This is a genomic window from Shewanella yunxiaonensis, from assembly GCF_018223345.1.
GTDB classification, from domain to species: Bacteria; Pseudomonadota; Gammaproteobacteria; order Enterobacterales; family Shewanellaceae; genus Shewanella; species Shewanella yunxiaonensis.
In genome coordinates, this window is sequence record NZ_CP073587.1 from 2,446,019 (window position 1) to 2,464,573 (window position 18,555).

Genomic DNA, 18,555 nt, shown 5'->3' on the forward strand with positions numbered 1-18,555 from the left:
GGCTCTTAAAATGTGCCGTTCGGACAAATAATCAGCTATTTATCAGCTACGTTGCACGCTCTGCCGCCAAAACTGCTCAGATAGATGACGAGTTTTAACTGATAGCCGACTGACTTGCTCACTTCGGCCTACAGCATCTTGTGTTTGCGACGCAATCTCTCCGGCGAAATCGCTGATCATCACGATGGAACGGTTGATCTCTTCCGCAACCAAGGTCTGCTGCTGTACCGCTGCGGCATTGGCTTCGCTCATCTCGCCCAAACGGTTGATAGAATGCTTGAGCGCCTCAAATGCCTGATTGGCTTCTTCCGCTAAATCCACAGAGTGTTGTGCCTCACTCTGCCCCGCTTTGATCTGATTACCGGCAATCTGAGTGGTTTGCTGAAATTGCTTAATAATGTTTTCGATATGACTGGTAGACTCACTGGTGCGACTTGCCAGGTGGCGCACTTCATCAGCCACCACCGCAAAGCCGCGACCGGCCTCACCCGCTCTGGCAGCTTCAATCGCGGCATTGAGCGCCAACAGATTGGTTTGATCAGCAATGGAATGAATAACGTCCAGGACTTCACTGATTGCGGCGCTGTCTTTTTGAATCGATTCCACCAAAGAGGCGAACTCCCGCACGCGTTGATTGACCAGACCGATGGCGGCCACCACCTTCTGCAAACTGTCGTGGCCGGTCATGGTTGCCACTAAACTGGCATTCATCTCCGAGTTCGCATTTTGCACGTTACTGCCCACTTCATTAAAACTGGCGGTCATCTCAGACATTGCGGTACCGGCCTGACGCGTCTGTTCGCTCTGCCCGTCGGCACGGTCTGCATTAGCGCGCAGAGTTTGTTGCAAATTGATACTCTCTTCACTGATTGCTAAAGCTGAATCCGCCATGCGCCCGATGACGCCACCGGTTTCCGCCACTAGGTAAGTCATAGCCAACGACAACTGACCAAGTTCATCCTGACGGCCACAATAAACAGCTCTGGCTAAAGGGTCATCGATAATTTCTTTAGATTTATCAACTAATTTTAAGAATGGTGTCAATAACCACTGGCTCAACACCAACCAAACAGCAACCGCAGTAAACAATCCAACCCAAGGGGAAATCCACGCGGAGGCAAAACCGGCTAATAAGCTGATAAATCCCGAAAGCTGTAACCCGCGTGCAAAACCCAAGCTGGCAGGTCGCATTTCCGCAGGTTTTTTCCCAGCATTAATTTGCTCATAAATTTTTGTCGCGGAAGCGATTTGCTCTCGACTAGCGCTATGTCTGACTGATTGAAATTCATGAACTTTCCCATTTTCTAACACAGGTAAAACATAAGCGTTTACCCAGTAGTGACCACCGCTTTTAGTCCGATTTTTAACGATTCCCATCCATGGCTTACCAGATTTCACTCTGGTCCATAGACTTGCAAAAGCGGCTGGCGGCATATCGGGATGACGAACGATGTTATGAGGTTGTCCACGCAACTCTTCTGCAGAGAACTCGCTGATCTCCGCGAAGTCCTTATTCACATACTTAATGGTGCCTTTAAGGTCAGTAGTGGATAACAAAATACTGGTGTCGGAAAGTTGCTTTTCTTTTTGAGTAACGGGTTGATTTACACGCATCTGCTGATGTCTCCCGAAGCTGTTTTCATGCGCGGCAAGATGGCAAAAAGCCAACAGCTTTATTAGCCAACTTTGAAGTGCTCACACTACCAGTTATGTGAGTTAGAACAACTGCCATAGTGAAGAAATGCCGAGCACGTTGCAGATTTTTTGACGCATGACTGGCAGCGGCGTGGTGCCTATGGGAAAGGTGTCGCAACCCTCTGGGAAATAACCCGCTTCGTTTTGGTGGCGCTTGATTAAAAAGTGACGGGGTTCATTCTAGGGTAAAAAAACGCCACAAGCTTGTGGCGTTTTTTGACGACAACCGCTACTGACAGTTTTTACCTTTACAGGTTTTTCCACCGCCCGAGTTGCCACCCCCACTGTTGCTGCTACCGGCACACCCATAGGTCGCGATGTAATCATAGGCAGCTTTCGCCTGCACTAAACCAAACCCGGTATAATTGTCACGGCCGGCGGTACCTAAATCCTCGGCGGTCACCTGTAATACAGTGCGCAGCTCTTTATTGGTACATTGTGGGAAGTTGCTCCAAACCAGGGCAGCCACACCAGCGACATGCGGGGTGGCCATGGAGGTACCGTCATAGTAGGCATAATCTCCGTAACTAATGGTAACGTTGGCGCTGTCGCCAACATTCGCTAACATGGCAGCACCAGCATCGGCGGTAACGCCAACCGATGGGATTGAGGTCACCGTGTCGCTGAGCGTACCATTCAACATCCCTGTGGTATTGTTGTATATGATAGCCCCCACGCCACCGCCAGCCTCACAGGCCAACACTTTCTCAGCAAAGGTGATATTACCGCGTTGGATCAGACAGATTTTACCTGCAGCGTCACACTGACTTTCACCAGTACCACAATCCATGAGCAATCCCGACGCATTGCCGGTTGGTGAACCGTCCATACCCAAGGCAGCATAATCATGACCCGCGACTGTTGCAGAAGCGACTAAGGCTGTCCCGGTTGGTACAGTAGACAATACACTGACACCGGGTGCAGCCAGCTCAACCGCGCTGTTATATTGGGAAAAATCCGCATGCTGCTTGTCTTTATCAACCGCTGCCACGGAAATCACTGAACTGTAGGATGCAGGATAAGAGTTGCGATTGTTACCATCATTACCGGCAGCCGCAACACTCAAAATCCCAGAGGCTTCGGCGGCCGCAAAAGCACTATCTTCGAAACGGCTCTTAAAACTTCCACCGAGGCTCATATTGATGACTTTGGCACCGACAGCCTCGCAGTCATCCAAGGCAGCTACCAGTCCCGAGGAGTAAAATACGCCATCGCCATTAAACACTTTCACAATGTAGAGGTTGAGGTTTTTATTAGGATTGATGCCTATTACCCCACGATCATTGTTCACTGCGGCAATGGTGCCCGCGACATGGGTGCCATGATGCAGTTCGTCAGTACGCCAATCGCCAGTTTCAGAGCTACCAATACCATCGACCATATTGTCACTGAGGTCCTCATGGTAATAGTCATACCCGGAATCGATAATACATACCTTCATGTTGCCAGCCTGGCTATCACTGACTTGATCCGCTTGAACCATAGGTATTCCATAAGGCACCGTTTGAGACATCGGATAACGCTTAACATCTGGTTCGACATATTCAACGTTAGGATTATGAGATAAACCTGCGAGCGCTTGTGCGGGCAAGGTAAATGCCGCCGCATTGTGTTTTGCCAAATCCAGTTCCAGCTTAGCGCCCTGAGATTTGAGCATCGCGGCTACCGCGGGGCCTTTACCCTCTTTAAATTTTACGATGTAACGTCCATTGTCCGCCGCGAAAACACCAGAACACAGGGGTAATGCGATGACAGTAGCCAATAATTGATATAAGGCTCGCATCTCGTTCTCCTTCAGTACTTGTCGAAGATGTTAATTAACCGTTAATTATATGTGCATATTGTTCTTTTGGTGTTATAACCGCCAATCACGAAACGCGCAAGCAATGCCGCCTAACATAGTTCCAATAGAAAAGTAAATCGCCATCCAACAGAGGAAAATTCAATTAAAATAAATTTAAAAAACTCTTTAAAATCAATAGAAAATAATCAAACAAGACAAATATGCCGCTTCTGAGCTATAGTGCACCAACATTTATGAGTACATTTGGGAGTCAACTATGAGCTTTCATGTCACTGTGTCATGGGAGACCAGCCCAGCCCCGGAAGGGGAATTCGTTCGTGATCATCAGATTCAATACGGTAGTGGTCAACGTATCGAAGCCTCAGCAGCTGCCGAATACAAAGGCAATGAAACTAAAGTCAATCCAGAAGAAAGTCTGCTCGCAGCCATCTCTTCTTGTCATATGCTGACGTTTTTGACAATCGCGCATCTCAAGCGGTTACCGGTACTGACTTATTGCGATAAGCCTGTGGCAGAACTTGGCAAAAAGGAATCGGGCAAAATTGCCATCACCCATATTTTTCTGCGCCCGCAAGTCACCTTTGCTGAGGGTGCTGATGTGGATCGCGAAACACTGGAAAAAATCCACGAAAAAGCTCACGCCAACTGCTTTATTGCCAATTCATTGGCCAGCGATACCAAAGTAGAAATTGAATTTTGAGCTAAACGATAAGACAACTGTTTATTTCACAGATAACAACAAACATTGAAATCGATATACCATTAGCCCCGCTATTTAGCGGGGCTTTTTATCCCTATTCAGGCCGAACCGGAAATGCTTCTCCTTGAGGAGGCATCACGCCTTTCAACGGCGGGACAGGCGCAGTCTTGAGTTTATCCTGCAGATATTCAATAGCACGTTGCAACTGGGCATCTTTGCCCTCAAAGGTTGCCCACGGCAAATTATCTACCTCAATATCCGGACTGATACCTCGGCCCTCAACAATCCACCGACCATCCATCGCATACTGCGGGTACTCAGCCACCCGGGAAATGCCACCATCAGTCAGTCGATTACGACCGGATAACCAGACACCTGCACCTGCGGTGCGTTTACCAATTAACGGAGCAATTCCCAGGGCTTTAATGCCAGCAGAGAATGTCTCACCATCGGAATATGTCAGTTGATCGGTCAGCACCACCAGATGCCCCCGGAAACTCTGCTGCATATTCGGATTTGCGGTGCCATGCGTTGGTTGCCAAAACGCCCAGGCTTTACGCAACAACTTCTCGATGATCCAACTGTCGATATTGCCACCGCGATTGCGCCGCACATCAATAATCAACCCAGCTTTGTCATAGTTCGCATAAAACTCTCTGGCAAAGTTACTGATATCAGATGCGCCCATTGCGTACAAATGCAGGTAGCCAATGTTACCGTTGCTGGCAGTCGTGACTTTTGCCGCATTGTGATAGACCCAATCTAAATAACGCAATTGATTATCGGCAGGTAAACTCACCGGCTTAACCACCGTTTTGTGACTGTTCTGACCACGCCGAATTTCAAGCAGGACCTGCTTGTCAGCCTGGTTACGCAGCAGTGCGGTAAGGTCCGCGATAGAGTTTACTTTGCGGCCGTTAAAATGGGTGATGATGTCGCCATCTGCGACATCGACACCCGGTTGCGCCAACGGCGCCGCCTGCGCTGGAAGTTCTGGATCATTACGATAGATATGACTGACCTCAACACCGTTCGCGGTTTGCATCAAGCGGGCACCTAATGCCGCCGGGTTGGGAGCATTAGGGTCATGGGCAAAATCACCACCGCGCACCTGAGAATGCAGGGCGTCCAATTCGCCCATCATCTGGGTGAAAATATCGGCTAATTCATAACGATCGGTCACGCGTTCGAGCAGTGGTTGATACTTGGCTTTAGTTGCCTGCCAATCCACTCCACGCATATTTTTGTCAAAAAATGACTCACGATGCATCAACCAGGCATCATCAAACATCTGTCGCCATTCTAACTGAGGGTTGATAGCCAACTGCCAGCCAGCGACCTGCACTTTGGCGTGATCTAAATCCTGACTGAGTTTTTCCCCCGCATCAACAATCAACATCTGACCGTCGGCGGTACCTTTAAACAGAAACAGTTTTTTACCATCTTCGGACAACTGATAGCCGCGCACATCACTGGCGAAAGTGTCGACTTTAGGTGATAGCGCATCATATTTGATAAATGCCACATTCTGCTGTTTACCATCAATACTGGATTGCTTCAGGTACAGTCCGCGATTGCTGATCTGCAATTGAGTGTAGTTACCGGAGGGTACCGGTACCTGCCACAACCGCTGAGCTAGCCCCTGCCAATCCACGTTAACCTTCACATCTGCATCTGACTTGTCATCAGCCACCTTGGCCGTGGTCAATTCATTTGGTTGCCGAAATGGGAATTGGGCATTCTTGTCGAGAGCCAGAGCAAAGATGTCTGCGCGCTTGTCAAATACTGGCCCCATATTACGGTCGCCCCAAGGTGAATTGGGAGTACTAGTAAACTCGCGGTTGGAGAGGAAATATAGCCACTGACCATCACGGCTAAACGCAGGAGAAAATGACTCATATTTGTCACTGGTCAGGATCGCAGATTTTTCATTATCCAGCTGATACAGCATCACTTGGGGTCTTGGCGTTCCAACTTCGCTGCGGGTAATGGCTAAATAACGACTGTCAGGTGACCAGACAATATCCTGATATGGCCCCAGACCTTCATTATTGGTCACGATCATCCGGTTTTGACTGTTCTTAAGATCCAACAGCCATAAATTTCCCTGATAATCATCATTGGCAAGGTAACGACCATCAGGCGACAGTACCAGACTCATGCGCATGTTGTTACCGTCTTTGGTCAGCTGTTTAGCACCTTCACTGCCGTCAGCCGGATAACGCCATAGCTCCTGTTCACCGCTGGCATCGGAAATCGCATAGATCCATTTGCCATCTTTGCTCATCACCGCATTACGCAAACGGTAGCTACCATCATTTGCAAGTTGCACCAGCCGCGAGCCATCAGTCCCCGCAATCGCCACATGACTACGGGCAGTCAACACCAGTTTGTTCCCCGAGGGGGCTAGATTAAAATCTGCCACGTATTTCAGTGGATTATTCACCCAATGTTCGCGGCGTTCTGGAAAATCAGAGGCCAGATGAATGGTTAAGGTTTTATCGCTGGCAGTGGCAATGTCGAGCAGGTGGATATCGGCCCCCAACTGAAACACTATTCTGCCGTTATTCAGCGATGGGGATCGCACTTCAAAGTCTTGGTAATGTGTGAGCTGTTGCAGATCACTGCCATCACTAGCCATCGACCAGATATTGGCGTCGCCACTGGCATCTGACACAAAATACACCCGATTCTGCCAGAACATGGGGGAGCGAATAGACCCTTGGTGTTCTGCAGCCAGCCGCTGTGCTTCCTGCTTTTGGCCGAGAGAGTAACGCCATAAGGTTCCGGCAGCACCGCCACGATAGACCTTGGCGTTATCCCCGGTGACCTGCAAGCCAAAACGCACAAAATAAACATACTTGCCTTGCGGATCCACCACCCCCTGCACCGCATCGGCCAATGGAATATCGTGAGTCTTCAATGTTTCAGGCTCGACCGTTCGCAACACCCAGAAATTAGAGGGGCCTTCGGCATTATCAGTGGCATACAGAACTTCGCCAGTTTGCGTCCAACCTTGCAGTCGTACTCGGCTGTTTTCAAACGTTATCCGTTTGGCAATACCGCCTGTCATGGGGATAACGTAAACTTCCTGCGTACCATCATAATTGGCGGTAAATGCCAGCATTTTTCCATCTGGGGAGATTTTGCCGTTAAATTCTTCAGCGGGAAGACTGGTAAGGCGATTAGCCTGAGCTGCACCTAATTGTTGAGTCCAGATATCCCCTTCGGCGGTGAATACCAATGTATTGCCATGAAGATCGGGCGCGCGGTAATAACCCAGTTCAGACGTTTCTGCCGCGATTGCGCTGCCAGTTATCGCGCCAAGCGCCAGCAAACAACAGGCAACGGATTGACGAAGTTTCATGAAGGCCTCTTATCCTTGGATGCAAAATAATGTAAATCAGTCACCAACTTAACAAAGGGCGAAGAGACATTCAGCCGCTTAACTGTGAATAAGTATTAGCAAATGTGTCGGCTCGCCTGCAGATTTACCAACGCGGGCAAGCGCCGATAAGACTATAGTGCAATAGCTCTGTGCATAAAGTTTATATGTGATAGTTATCACATCAGGTGCCTTAGGTGGTCCCTAGAATATGCCGCTCATTTTTTGAGATATTGCCAGCAGGAGTCTGCACAGTGCCCAATTCGACCAACTTTCGAACCCAACTATTTTCATTGCATCTGGGCTATGCGATGCGCGAAATACTCACCCGTGAAGGCTACAATGGTCGTCATTTTTTGCAGGACCTGATGGCTGGCGTTACGGTAGGGATCATCGCCATTCCCCTGGCTATGGCACTGGCAATCGCTAGCGGGGTTCCGCCACAATATGGTCTGTATACCTCAATTGTTGGTGGTTTTATCATCGCCTTATGCGGTGGTTCTCGCTACTCCATCTCTGGACCAACGGCAGCCTTTGTAGTGCTGCTATACCCGATTGCACAGCAATACGGTTTGGCCGGTTTGTTAATGGCAACCGCGATGTCAGGCATCATTTTAATTGTTATGGCACTGTTGCGTCTTGGCAGACTGATTCAATACATTCCGCAATCAGTGACCTTAGGTTTTACCGGCGGGATCGGGATTGTTATTGCCATACTACAAATCAAAGACTTCTTGGGCTTACACATTGAAGAGATGCCGGAACACATCGGTGGCAAATTACAGGCGCTGGCATTAGCGTTACCGCAGACCCATCTGCCAAGCCTGAGCATTGCGCTGGTAACTCTGTTTGTCATGTTAGCCTGGCCCAAACTCAAACTGCCAATACCTGCGCATCTGCCCGCTATCATCGTCGGTAGCCTATTGGCGCTATTGTTTAGCCATTTTGGTTGGCAAGTTGAGACGATTGGCAGCCGCTTCCATTACCTGTTAGCCGATGGCGGTCAAGGTAATGGTATTCCACCATTCTTACCTGGTTTTGAATGGCCGTGGCAACGTCCCGGACCCGATGGCACCCCATTGGGATTGAGCTGGGAAAGTATCCGCACGCTGGCACCGTCCGCCTTTGCGATTGCCATGCTCGGTGCCATTGAGTCGCTACTGTGCGCTGTCGTGTTAGACGGCATGACGGGCAAACGCCACAGTGCTAACAGCGAGCTGTTAGGCCAAGGCATCGGCAATATCATCGCCCCGCTATTTGGCGGTATTACGGCAACAGCCGCTATCGCCCGCAGCGCAGCCAACGTTCGTGCCGGTGCCTATAGTCCAGTATCGGCAATGATCCACGCCATCGTGGTGTTGCTGGGACTGGTAGTTTTAGCTGGCATTCTCTCTTATCTACCAATGGCGGCGATGGCTGCGCTGTTAATGGTCGTGGCGTGGAATATGAGCGAAGCGCCCAAAGCGGTTCATCTGATAAAAACCGCACCACGTAGCGATATTCTGGTTTTTGTCAGTTGTTTACTGCTGACCGTATTGTTCGACATGGTGGTCGCTATCTCCTTCGGCATTATGTTAGCCGCCTTGTTATTCATGAAGGAGATTGCCGAAATGACCCGCCTGTACGACATTGCCGGCAACAAGCGTTACCTGGAACGCGCCGTACCGGATGACTGGGCCGTACTTAAGATCAATGGACCGTTGTTTTTTGCCGCCGCAGAGCGAATTTTTGCCGAGCTTGCCACAATGGCCCGGGATAAAAAGGTGATTGCCTTAAACCTGGAAGGGGTTTCCATGTTGGATGCCGGCGGCCTGGCGGCACTGAATAAATTGGTGCACAAATGTCAGTACGAAGGCACGCGCTTATTGATCAGCGATTTGCAATTTCAGCCAATTCGTACCCTGGCAAAAGCTAAAGTTCAACCGATCCCAGGGACACTCAAGTTCTATCCATCAATGACCGAGTTACTTGATGGTGAACTGCCCGCGATACCGTAACTGCGAAACATCTCGGAAAAGGCCGCTCATGCGGTCTTTTTTTCAATCTGGTGAAGCAACTGTGCGCGATGAACTGGTGGCACTGGTTGCGTTATCAGAACGGAATTTTCTGTGAGCAAAGCAGCGAATTAAACCCCATCATGCTATTATGCCGCCACATTTACCCGGCGCTTTCGCTGCGACCGGGTCTGTTTTACCCTACATCTGTCAGCAGACCGATAAATTAGAGCAAAATTTGCTGTTTTAAGGAGTTATGATGCAAGCCCTCGTTGCCGTCGTTATGGGTTCAAAAAGCGATTGGCCCACCATGGAAGCAGCCGCTGAAATCATGGATGCCCTCAAAGTGCCATATCATGTTGAAGTGGTTAGTGCTCATCGCACCCCAGACAAACTGATTTCATTCGCAGCCAGTGCTGCAGACAAAGGTTTTAAAGTCATCATTGGTGGTGCTGGTGGTGCAGCCCATTTGCCGGGGATGTTGGCGTCGAAAACTCGCTTGCCAGTACTTGGGGTCCCAGTCCAGAGTAAAGCGTTAAACGGCATGGACAGTCTGTTGTCCATCGTACAGATGCCCAAAGGTATCGCCGTAGGCACACTTGCCATCGGTACCGCTGGGGCCTTCAATGCGGGATTGTTAGCGTGTCAGATCCTGGCAACCCATGATGATGCACTGGCAACACGCCTCGAAGCCTTCCGTGAAGCTCAAACACAAGCAGTTCTGGAACACCCAGATCCGCGGGAGGAATAATGAGCACCAAAGTTTGGGTACTGGGTAATGGTCAGCTCGGTGCCATGCTGGCACACGCAGGCAAGCCTCTGGCACTAGATGTCAGACCAATTGATATCATGGTGCCGACCGATGAGAAGTTACCGTTGGCGGCGGATGACATCATTACAGCGGAACGCGAACAATGGCCAGAGTCAGCCCTCAGCCTGCAGCTTTCCACTCATGCTAATTTTATCAACGGCCCGGTATTTGGTCGTTTGGCGGATCGTTTCACACAGAAAAGCCTGCTGGATGAATTAAAAGTTGCCACTGCTCCATGGGAGCCAGTGGACGATAAAAGTGATGAAACGACACTGCACAGCCGTTACGGTGACCGCGTATTGCTTAAACGCCGCACCGGCGGTTATGACGGACGGGGACAACACTGGCTGAAACAGGCTGAAGACAGCAAAATCCCTGCTGACTGGCGCAATCTCGCAATTGCAGAACAGGCAATCAACTTCGATGAAGAAGTGTCTTTAGTCGGGGCGCGTGGCCAGGATGGAAAATGCTATTTTTATCCGTTAACGCTGAATCTGCATCAGGATGGTATTCTGATGGCATCTATTGCACCGCTATCAAGATTAGCGCCGCTGCAAACACAAGCAGAAGAGATGCTCAGCACTATCATGCATGGTCTGAACTACGTGGGCGTGATGGCGATGGAGTGTTTCCGACTCGGTGATAAGTTGCTGGTCAATGAACTGGCGCCGCGAGTACACAACTCCGGACACTGGACTCAGGCTGGCTGCCATATTGATCAATTCCAGCTGCATTTGCGTGCGCTGTGTAATTTGCCGTTACATCGGCCACAGGTCAATTTTCAATGTGTTATGGTAAATCTTATCGGTATTGATAAAGATGACCGCTGGTTAAGTCTGCCCAACGCAGAACTTTTCTGGTACAACAAAGAAGTAAGACCTGGCCGAAAAGTTGGGCACCTTAATCTGTCGGTACATAATCGGGTACATTTGGCAGACAGCATTAATCAATTGAAATTGTGGATGCCACAGCAATATCAGGCACCACTAGATTGGATTATGGCGGAGTTTTTTAACGCCTGATCGCAAGTTTTATGCAACAGGACTGCAGCATTGACACCATTTACCAGTTTCAGACCCTTGGTGAAAACCGGCTTCCTCTGGTGGTTGCTGGTGGTGTCTTTGCTGCTGATTTCGTTACTGTTCTGGGCTTTCAGTGGCGGTCAGCAGGTACCTTGGTTGTTACTGATCGGGGTCTGTACTATTTTCATTCTTGCCAGCACCTTGGGGTATTTTCTCTACCAGGGACAAATGAATCGTCTGCAGCAGCAGTTGCAACAATTGCAGGAGTTGGGCGACGCTACCAGTGAATTACTGGCGTTACCGGCAAAGTGCGAATCTGAATCGAGTTTTCTGAATGCCTTTTTAAGTAAGGCGGTAGCACTGGTAGAAGGTGCAGAGATGGGGTCCGTGATTGTAATCCAAGGGCCCGATCGTAAACTGCATTTTGCTGCAGCTTACGGCCAAGAACTTAAACAGTTACAACAACTTAATATGCTATTACCGCAGACATTCCAATATCGGCTGACGGGTGGTCGCTGTGATCGCGTCATTATCATTAATGATACCGACAATACAGATGATCAAATTGCCAGGCAGCTGTTTGGTGGCCAATTGATCCGTGCGACACTCTCCAGCCCGATATATGTTGAAGGAAAACTTTACGGGTTGCTCAATCTCGACAGTACAGAGCCAGATTGTTTTAATGACTATGATTCAACGGTCATTGATATTCTCTCCAAAGAGGCGGCCAATGCCGTCGCCTTATATCAGAAATCCCAGCAAATTCATCAGCTCAGCTGTTACGACCAGCTCACCGGGCTCGCAAATCGCAGTTATTTCGATCAGCAAGCGTCACAGTGGCCATTGCGCCAGCAGTTACAAAGCTATCTGATCCTACTGGATATCGATGAGTTAAAACGGATTAACGAAGAACAAGGTCATGATCATGGTGACGAGGTGTTGCGGCAACTGGCGAATATATTGCGGCAGAAGTGGCCAGCCAAAGCACTGATGTGTCGTTTAAACGGCGACAAATTCGCGATACTTTCCTATGGCGAACACACGCAATTATCAGAATGGCTGCAACAAATCCGCAACGATTATGCTATGCAGCAACCGGGAATTAATTTTAGTTGTGCCACAGTGCCATTCAACGGTAACGTGGCGGAAAGCATTGATTTAGCAGCGAGAGTGATAGACAAACACCGTCAATAAGCCCACCTCTTAACCGAAAAATAACCGCCACAGCCAAGAGGAATCCAACTCATCTTTGCACCCGCGGTACTGGATGGCGTAACGTTTGGCTCGCGCTTCAACTTTATCGGATACCTTGATTAACCAGCGTTTGCTGCGATAGCTTCCGCGCTTAAAACCACCCCAACCTTCGTGGTAATTGAGGTAAAGATTCTTGGCATCCCACTTTGAAACGCCATTGATTTTATGGGTTTTAGAAATAAACCATCCCATAAAATCCATTGCATCATCAAAGTCACTGCGACTGGACCAGCTGTTGCCTGTTTCGCGGACATAGTCGTCCCAAGTCATGGTTTTGGCTTGAGCATAGCCATAGGCGTCACTGGCACGGCCAATAGGAATGAACCCCAGAAAATACTCCATCGGTGGCGCGGCATCGTGTTTGAATGAGCTTTCCTGATACATCATTGCCAACGGTACATGCACAGGTACGCCCCATTTGTCGCGGGCATCCACTGCAGCATCGTACCAGGAGCGATGTTCGTTAAAGATGGAGCAGATGTTGTCTGGATCTTTAGGCGGTGACGCCGCACATCCAGACAATAAAACAACAGCCAACGCCAAAGGCGCGGCCCGCAGGCAAGAAAAACATATGATACGGTCACAAACCACGAGCATTACCCATTGTTTTGGGAAGTACTTAGGCTACGTCCCAGATAACATCAATGCTAGTTTCACCTGAATTATCAGCGAATTGCAACCATGAAAATCAATTATCAGTTGGCAGTTCGCATTCTGCACTTTCTTGTGAACGGATCTGCGGCTGCCAGTAACCGGTATCATCCCCACTGTACTGGCGATCGGTATTAAATTTTGCCGCCAATTGATAACGCTGCCCGGCTTGCACCTTAACGTTGATATCTTTGGGGACTCTGGCCGCCAAGCGCACTTTCAGCTCAGGGGCATCAATCAGCTCCGAGACACGAAAAGTATGCATGCCTGGTGATAACTGGTAATTCGGTTTCGATATCACCGGCTTGCCATCAACATGCGTCACTACCAACCGGTAAAATTCCTGCGCGGGGACTGGCTCAGCATAAGTCGAAACGATGCCACAGGCTGTGGCATCATCAGGTGACGAGGCGCATCCACTCAGAAACGGCATGGATAACGCCCATATTAACGGCCAAAATTTCACGTAAACTGCACATCCTTCGCTGTTGTGGTATTGAAATACTGCGCCAGGAAATCATCGAAATTCAATGTATCTTCCTGCTCCTGCTGTTGCTGCTTAGCGATTGAAGCGGCAGCTTCCGCCTCAAATGAAGCAATAGATGCGGTCGATAGGGGATAATCAAGCAATTGCTGACGATACTGTTCAGCCAAGGCTTTCACCCAAGCGCCATGTGATTGACCACTTTCAGTCAACCGCGACAACACCCGCCCAGAAAGGGTCTTGTTAGGATCTTCCACCGCTTGCTGCCAGAATGCCAGGGCTTCACGGTATTGGTAAGTGTCATTACCATCGAGCAGCTCTGCTAACATTGACAGCTTGGCAAACAGCGCCTGTAACCACTGATGTCTGGAAATTGCCTTTCCATCACGTTGTAACATTAAATCGGGTTTACGACCTTCGAGCACTACTGCCTTCAGGTTGGCGGCGACTTCTTTCTCGCCAGCATCATCAGTTACGGCTGACGGTGATAACAGGCAGTACAACAAAAACAGGTCCAACAGCCGCAATTGCGATGCTTCAACGCCAACCGGACTGAAAGGATTGACATCGAGTGCTCTGACTTCAATATATTCAACACCTGCACGCGCTAATGCTTCAGAAGGCTTTTCTCCGTCATGCGCTACCCGTTTCGCACGGATAGGCGCATAAAATTCGTTTTCGATCTGCAAAATATTGGCGTTAAGCTGACGATATTCGCCATCAACTTTGACGCCAATGTTGGCAAATTTCTGCGAGGGCATTTTAATGGCTGCGCGGATGCCATCCAGATACTCAGTTAACGAGTTATAACTGATGGAGAGCTTTTCCTGTTCTTTATTGGTATAACCCAAATCACTCATGCGCAACGACGTGGCATAAGGTAAGAACAGGGTTCCCTGCCCCATTTTTTCAAATGCCAATTCGGTTTTCTGTCCCTTGATAAACGAGCCACACAACGCCGGTGAAGCGCCAAACAAATAGGGCAAAACCCAAACTAAACGGCGGTAATTTCGGATCAATCCAAAATAGCGTTCTGATTTAAAATCACACAGAGTCAAATGTTTATCACTCTGTTCATATAACAACTGCCAAAGCTCATCAGACACTGAAAAGTTAAAATGCACCCCGGCAATAATCTGCATCAGAGCACCATAACGATAAGTCAATCCCTTACGGTAAAGGCGCTTCATTTTGCCGTTATTTGAGGTGCCATAATAGGCAATGGGTATTTTTCGCTCATCCCCGACATAACAAGGCATACTCACCGGCCATAACTTCTGGTCATTGAGATGACGTAACGCAAATGCATGAGTTTCCGTCAGACCTTTAAGCATTTCATCAATATCACCGCAAACCGGAGTAATAAATTCCAGCAAGGCTTCACTGTAATCAGTGGTAATGCGGGAATTGGTCAGGGCGGCGCCCAACGCGGCTGGATGAGGGTCCATCGCAAGCTGATTATCAGCATCAATCCGCAACGTTTCCCGTTCGATCCCTCGCTGCATACCCAACAGGGCTGCGCGGCCGCCAGCATTGGAGAGCTGTGCTAATGTTTCGCTAAATGGCTTCAAATTGATTATCTCTTTTCCGGCGACTGCATAAATACCATTACAGTCGAGACACCCGAATTCCCAGAGAATCGAGCTCTGGTCGCGACGGACATTCCGGTGCTGCTTGTAAGATGCTGCCCAACATAAGGCCTAAGAGGGCTGTCAGGCAAGTGCAATTTATTCGGACACAGAGCGATGACAGTTACTAACCATCATCGCTCTGTTAATTATCTGACCACCTTTTGGGGGTGATCATCTGGATATGGGGGTTGAAATTCGGTATTACAAGGGCAGGTTTACTACCTTATAACCTAACGCTTGCAACCCCGCCTCAATTTTAGACTTATCCCCTACCACCAACATCTGCATTGATGCAGGATCCAGCCACTGTTTAGCCAGTTGGTTCAGCTGTTCTATGCTTATCTGTGCAATAATTTTATCCTGCTCTGCGGTAAAATCATGCGGCAACTGGTATTTCTGGATCATGCGGATAAAACCAGCTTTCTGATAGGGCGTTTCATAATCCAGAGCTTTCCCTTGGCTGATGGATGCCCGCATAAATGCTTGCTCATCAGGCGTCATACCATTCGCGTAGTAATGACTGATTTCTTTCATAAATTCCGCCAGCGCCTTATCGGTGACATCCGTTCGCACGCTGGCGGTGGCTTCGAAATACCCCAGCTCACTGCCGCCGGCGAAGAAGCTACGAGCGCCATAGGTGTAACCTTTATCCTCACGAAGATTCAGATTGATACGGCTGTTAAAGGCGCCACCGAGCGGGTAATTCATCAGATAGGTTTTAAAGAAATCGCCAGTGGCATCATAGGGTAAAGCCCTTTTACCAATGCTGATCACGGATTGTGCGGCCCCGGGTTTATCAATCAGGAAAACCACACCTGGATGACTTTCCGGTAATGAGCCTGCTGCAGGTAATGGCATGGCCGTCCCTTGCCACGCAGTCAAAGGCTGCAGTTTTGCCAGCAATTGTGCTTCAGGCAAATCGGTGACAGTAACCATCTGGGCATTACCTGCACGATATTGCTCGGCATAAAAGGCCTTAACATCAGCTAACGTGATACCGGCAACGGTTTGCAACGTGCCGCCGCTACTGATTCCGAGACTGTTGTCACTACCAAATAACAGTTTGGAGAACCCTTCATTGGCCAGATAGTTAGGATCTGACGCCATATGCTGCAGTGTCTGTAACGTTTGCTGTTTGACACGGTTGAAGTCCGTGTCTTTGAACCCTGGTTCTAGCAAACGTTCTTTGACAATGGCTATCGTCTTATCCAGATTTTCTGTCAGTGATGTCACGCGGATCACGCTCTGGTAGTCGCTGGCACTGAAGCTGACACTTGATCCCAGTAATTCCAGGGCCTGGGCCAGATCTTCACTACTACGTTTTGCACTGGATTCATTAAGCATATCGGCAGTGAGTGCGGCCAGTCCGGATTTATTCAAAGGCTCCAGACGATGACCACCATTCAGGTACACGATCAGTTCGGTGGTGGGAGTTTCAGTGCTCTGCGTTCCCATGATTGCAATGTGATCCGTCAACTTCGCATCCCAAAGTTCAGGAACCTTCAGCACTGGGGCTTTGGCCGCTAGCGGCATGACATTGCGATCAAAGCTGCTGTGCTCCGGTAGCGCGGCGGCGGACAAGCCCATCACAGCCTTATCGGCAATAGCGGGCTTGGTCGGGGTAAAATTATCTGCTGCTGCGACTAAGGCTTCGCCGCCCTTAGGGACCACACTGATGACAACTGAGGGTTTACCTCTGACGTATTCACGGAACACGCGCATAACATCATCTTTAGTTACGGCATCATAACGCGCCAGATCGTTGCCAATCTGATTGGGATTACCGGTAAAGGTCTGGTTTGCAGCTAATGAAGAAACTTTGCCAGAAACACTTTGCAACGAGAAAATAGAGTGCGCCCGAAACTGAATTTTTACCTTCTGCAAATCCTCATCTGTCACACCCCGGGTCTCAAATTCATCGATAGATTGACGGATCAGCTTTTCGATGGGAGCCAGGGCGCTGCCTTTAGCTGGATTTGCCAGTGCGTAAACTGTCAGTTTGCAAGATAATTCCTGACAAGGATGACTGGCGCCAGCCTGTACGGCATAACCATCTTTCACCAGGTTCTTATAGAGGATCGATGTCTTGCCACCGCCTAAAATATTGGCCAGTAAATCCAGCGGAGCCTCATCTTTATGGCGGGCGTATACCGTTGGGAAACCGATCTGGATCAGCGGCAAATGGATATTATCTTCCATCGACACGTAACGGGTCTTGTCCAAAGTGACCAAGGGTTTTGCTAACGGTGTAACGTCTGGTCCGCGAGGAATGTCACTGAAGTACTTATTGACCCAAGTAAGTGTTTGATTAACGTCGATATCGCCGCCAATGGTTAAGGTCGCGTTGTTAGGGCCATACCAACGACGGAAAAAGTCTTTTACATCCTGAGCAGTGGTACGATCTAAATCTTCGGGCCAGCCAATCACAGGCCAACTGTAAGGATGTCCCACCGGATAAAAGGCCTGCTCAAACCGTTCATTCATCCGCCCATAAGGGCGATTATCTATTCGCTGTGCTCGCTCGTTTTTTACGGTAGCGCGCTGAACCTCAAATTTTTGCTCCGTCAATGCAGGAAGCAAATAACCCATACGATCGGATTCGAGCCACAGCATTTTTTCCAATTGATTGCTGGGAACAGTTTCAAAATAGTTAGTACGATCACTATTGGTCGTACCATTCAGTTCACCGCCCGCTTCAGTGACCACTTTAAAATGCTGCTCATCGGCGACGTGCTCAGAACCTTGAAACATCATGTGTTCAAACAGATGGGCAAATCCGGTTCTTCCCGGCAGTTCACGGTCTGAACCGACATGATAAGTTATATCAACTTTGACCAGTGGATCAGAATGATCCTCATGTAACAATACCGTCAGTCCATTCGCTAAGCGATATTTCCGATAGGGAATACCGATTTCCCCAGCTTTTGGCGTGTAGGTCTCTACCAACGTCACGCCAGCGGGCAGTTGAGCTGCAGCAGTAGCCCCGACCTGTTGCGGCAACTGCTCTGCGGCGCATCCTGCTAGTGCCGCAGATACTGCTGCTACCAATAACCATCGTGTCATCTGTTACTCCTTAACATTTCATTGAACCCGTCTGGATTATAAATGGTTAATTTACACCTTT

General features: G+C 49.1%; 12 protein-coding genes. 5 read left to right on the top strand and 7 right to left on the bottom strand.

Going from position 1 to position 18,555, the window contains the following annotated elements; translation table 11 throughout:
• Positions 1-42 precede the first annotated feature (42 nt).
• Entirely contained in the window at positions 43-1,614 is a 1,572-nt protein-coding gene (locus KDN34_RS11180) for a methyl-accepting chemotaxis protein (protein WP_212593863.1), read from the bottom strand.
• A 310-nt stretch (positions 1,615-1,924) separates the two neighbouring features.
• Positions 1,925-3,478 (bottom strand): S8 family serine peptidase, encoded by a 1,554-nt coding sequence (locus KDN34_RS11185; protein WP_212593864.1) that lies wholly within the window; start codon positions 3,476-3,478, stop codon positions 1,925-1,927.
• A 277-nt stretch (positions 3,479-3,755) separates the two neighbouring features.
• Between KDN34_RS11185 and KDN34_RS11190 the strand changes: the two genes are divergently transcribed.
• On the top strand, positions 3,756-4,199 hold the full coding sequence (locus KDN34_RS11190; RefSeq protein ID WP_212593865.1) for an OsmC family protein: 444 nt from the start codon (positions 3,756-3,758) through the stop codon (positions 4,197-4,199).
• Positions 4,200-4,293: 94 nt separating this feature from the next.
• Here KDN34_RS11190 and KDN34_RS11195 read toward each other — a convergent pair whose 3' ends face one another.
• Entirely contained in the window at positions 4,294-7,566 is a 3,273-nt protein-coding gene (locus KDN34_RS11195; protein WP_212593866.1) for a S41 family peptidase, read from the bottom strand.
• A 272-nt stretch (positions 7,567-7,838) separates the two neighbouring features.
• Between KDN34_RS11195 and dauA the strand changes: the two genes are divergently transcribed.
• From dauA to KDN34_RS11215, 4 genes are all read left to right on the top strand, one after another.
• Positions 7,839-9,581 (top strand): C4-dicarboxylic acid transporter DauA, encoded by a 1,743-nt coding sequence (gene dauA, locus KDN34_RS11200; RefSeq protein ID WP_212593867.1) that lies wholly within the window; start codon positions 7,839-7,841, stop codon positions 9,579-9,581.
• Between the two features lie 256 nt (positions 9,582-9,837).
• Positions 9,838-10,329, top strand: a complete 492-nt coding sequence (gene purE, locus KDN34_RS11205) for a 5-(carboxyamino)imidazole ribonucleotide mutase (RefSeq protein ID WP_212596624.1) — start codon at positions 9,838-9,840, stop codon at positions 10,327-10,329.
• Positions 10,329-11,411: a 5-(carboxyamino)imidazole ribonucleotide synthase gene (gene purK, locus KDN34_RS11210; protein WP_212593868.1), complete on the top strand. Its 1,083-nt coding sequence runs from the start codon at positions 10,329-10,331 to the stop codon at positions 11,409-11,411. Before purE ends, purK begins: the two co-directional genes overlap by 1 nt.
• A 30-nt stretch (positions 11,412-11,441) precedes the next feature.
• Entirely contained in the window at positions 11,442-12,605 is a 1,164-nt protein-coding gene (locus KDN34_RS11215) for a sensor domain-containing diguanylate cyclase (protein WP_212593869.1), read from the top strand.
• Between the two features lie 9 nt (positions 12,606-12,614).
• Here KDN34_RS11215 and KDN34_RS11220 read toward each other — a convergent pair whose 3' ends face one another.
• The 4 genes from KDN34_RS11220 to KDN34_RS11235 all read right to left on the bottom strand — a co-directional run bounded on the left by KDN34_RS11220 (position 12,615) and on the right by KDN34_RS11235 (position 18,494).
• The gene (locus KDN34_RS11220) at positions 12,615-13,208 is read right to left on the bottom strand and encodes a transglycosylase SLT domain-containing protein (RefSeq protein WP_407695769.1); all 594 of its coding nucleotides are present in this window, start codon (positions 13,206-13,208) and stop codon (positions 12,615-12,617) included.
• Between the two features lie 145 nt (positions 13,209-13,353).
• A complete protein-coding gene (locus KDN34_RS11225; RefSeq protein WP_212593870.1) occupies positions 13,354-13,749 on the bottom strand; it encodes a hypothetical protein in 396 nt (131 codons plus the stop codon).
• A 29-nt stretch (positions 13,750-13,778) separates the two neighbouring features.
• A complete protein-coding gene (gshA, locus tag KDN34_RS11230) occupies positions 13,779-15,371 on the bottom strand; it encodes a glutamate--cysteine ligase (protein WP_212593871.1) in 1,593 nt (530 codons plus the stop codon).
• Between the two features lie 261 nt (positions 15,372-15,632).
• Positions 15,633-18,494, bottom strand: a complete 2,862-nt coding sequence (locus tag KDN34_RS11235) for a M16 family metallopeptidase (protein WP_212593872.1) — start codon at positions 18,492-18,494, stop codon at positions 15,633-15,635.
• Positions 18,495-18,555: the final 61 nt, after the last annotated feature.

What these genes read in the sequence shown, in the direction of transcription:
- KDN34_RS11180 (WP_212593863.1), bottom strand. Translation starts at nt 1,614, where the DNA reads ATGCGTGTAAATCAACCCGTTACTCAAAAAGAAAAGCAACTTTCCGAC.
- KDN34_RS11185 (WP_212593864.1), bottom strand. Translation starts at nt 3,478, where the DNA reads ATGCGAGCCTTATATCAATTATTGGCTACTGTCATCGCATTACCCCTG.
- KDN34_RS11190 (WP_212593865.1), top strand. Translation starts at nt 3,756, where the DNA reads ATGAGCTTTCATGTCACTGTGTCATGGGAGACCAGCCCAGCCCCGGAA.
- KDN34_RS11195 (WP_212593866.1), bottom strand. Translation starts at nt 7,566, where the DNA reads ATGAAACTTCGTCAATCCGTTGCCTGTTGTTTGCTGGCGCTTGGCGCG.
- purE (WP_212596624.1), top strand. Translation starts at nt 9,838, where the DNA reads ATGCAAGCCCTCGTTGCCGTCGTTATGGGTTCAAAAAGCGATTGGCCC.
- purK (WP_212593868.1), top strand. Translation starts at nt 10,329, where the DNA reads ATGAGCACCAAAGTTTGGGTACTGGGTAATGGTCAGCTCGGTGCCATG.
- KDN34_RS11225 (WP_212593870.1), bottom strand. Translation starts at nt 13,749, where the DNA reads ATGCCGTTTCTGAGTGGATGCGCCTCGTCACCTGATGATGCCACAGCC.
- KDN34_RS11235 (WP_212593872.1), bottom strand. Translation starts at nt 18,494, where the DNA reads ATGACACGATGGTTATTGGTAGCAGCAGTATCTGCGGCACTAGCAGGA.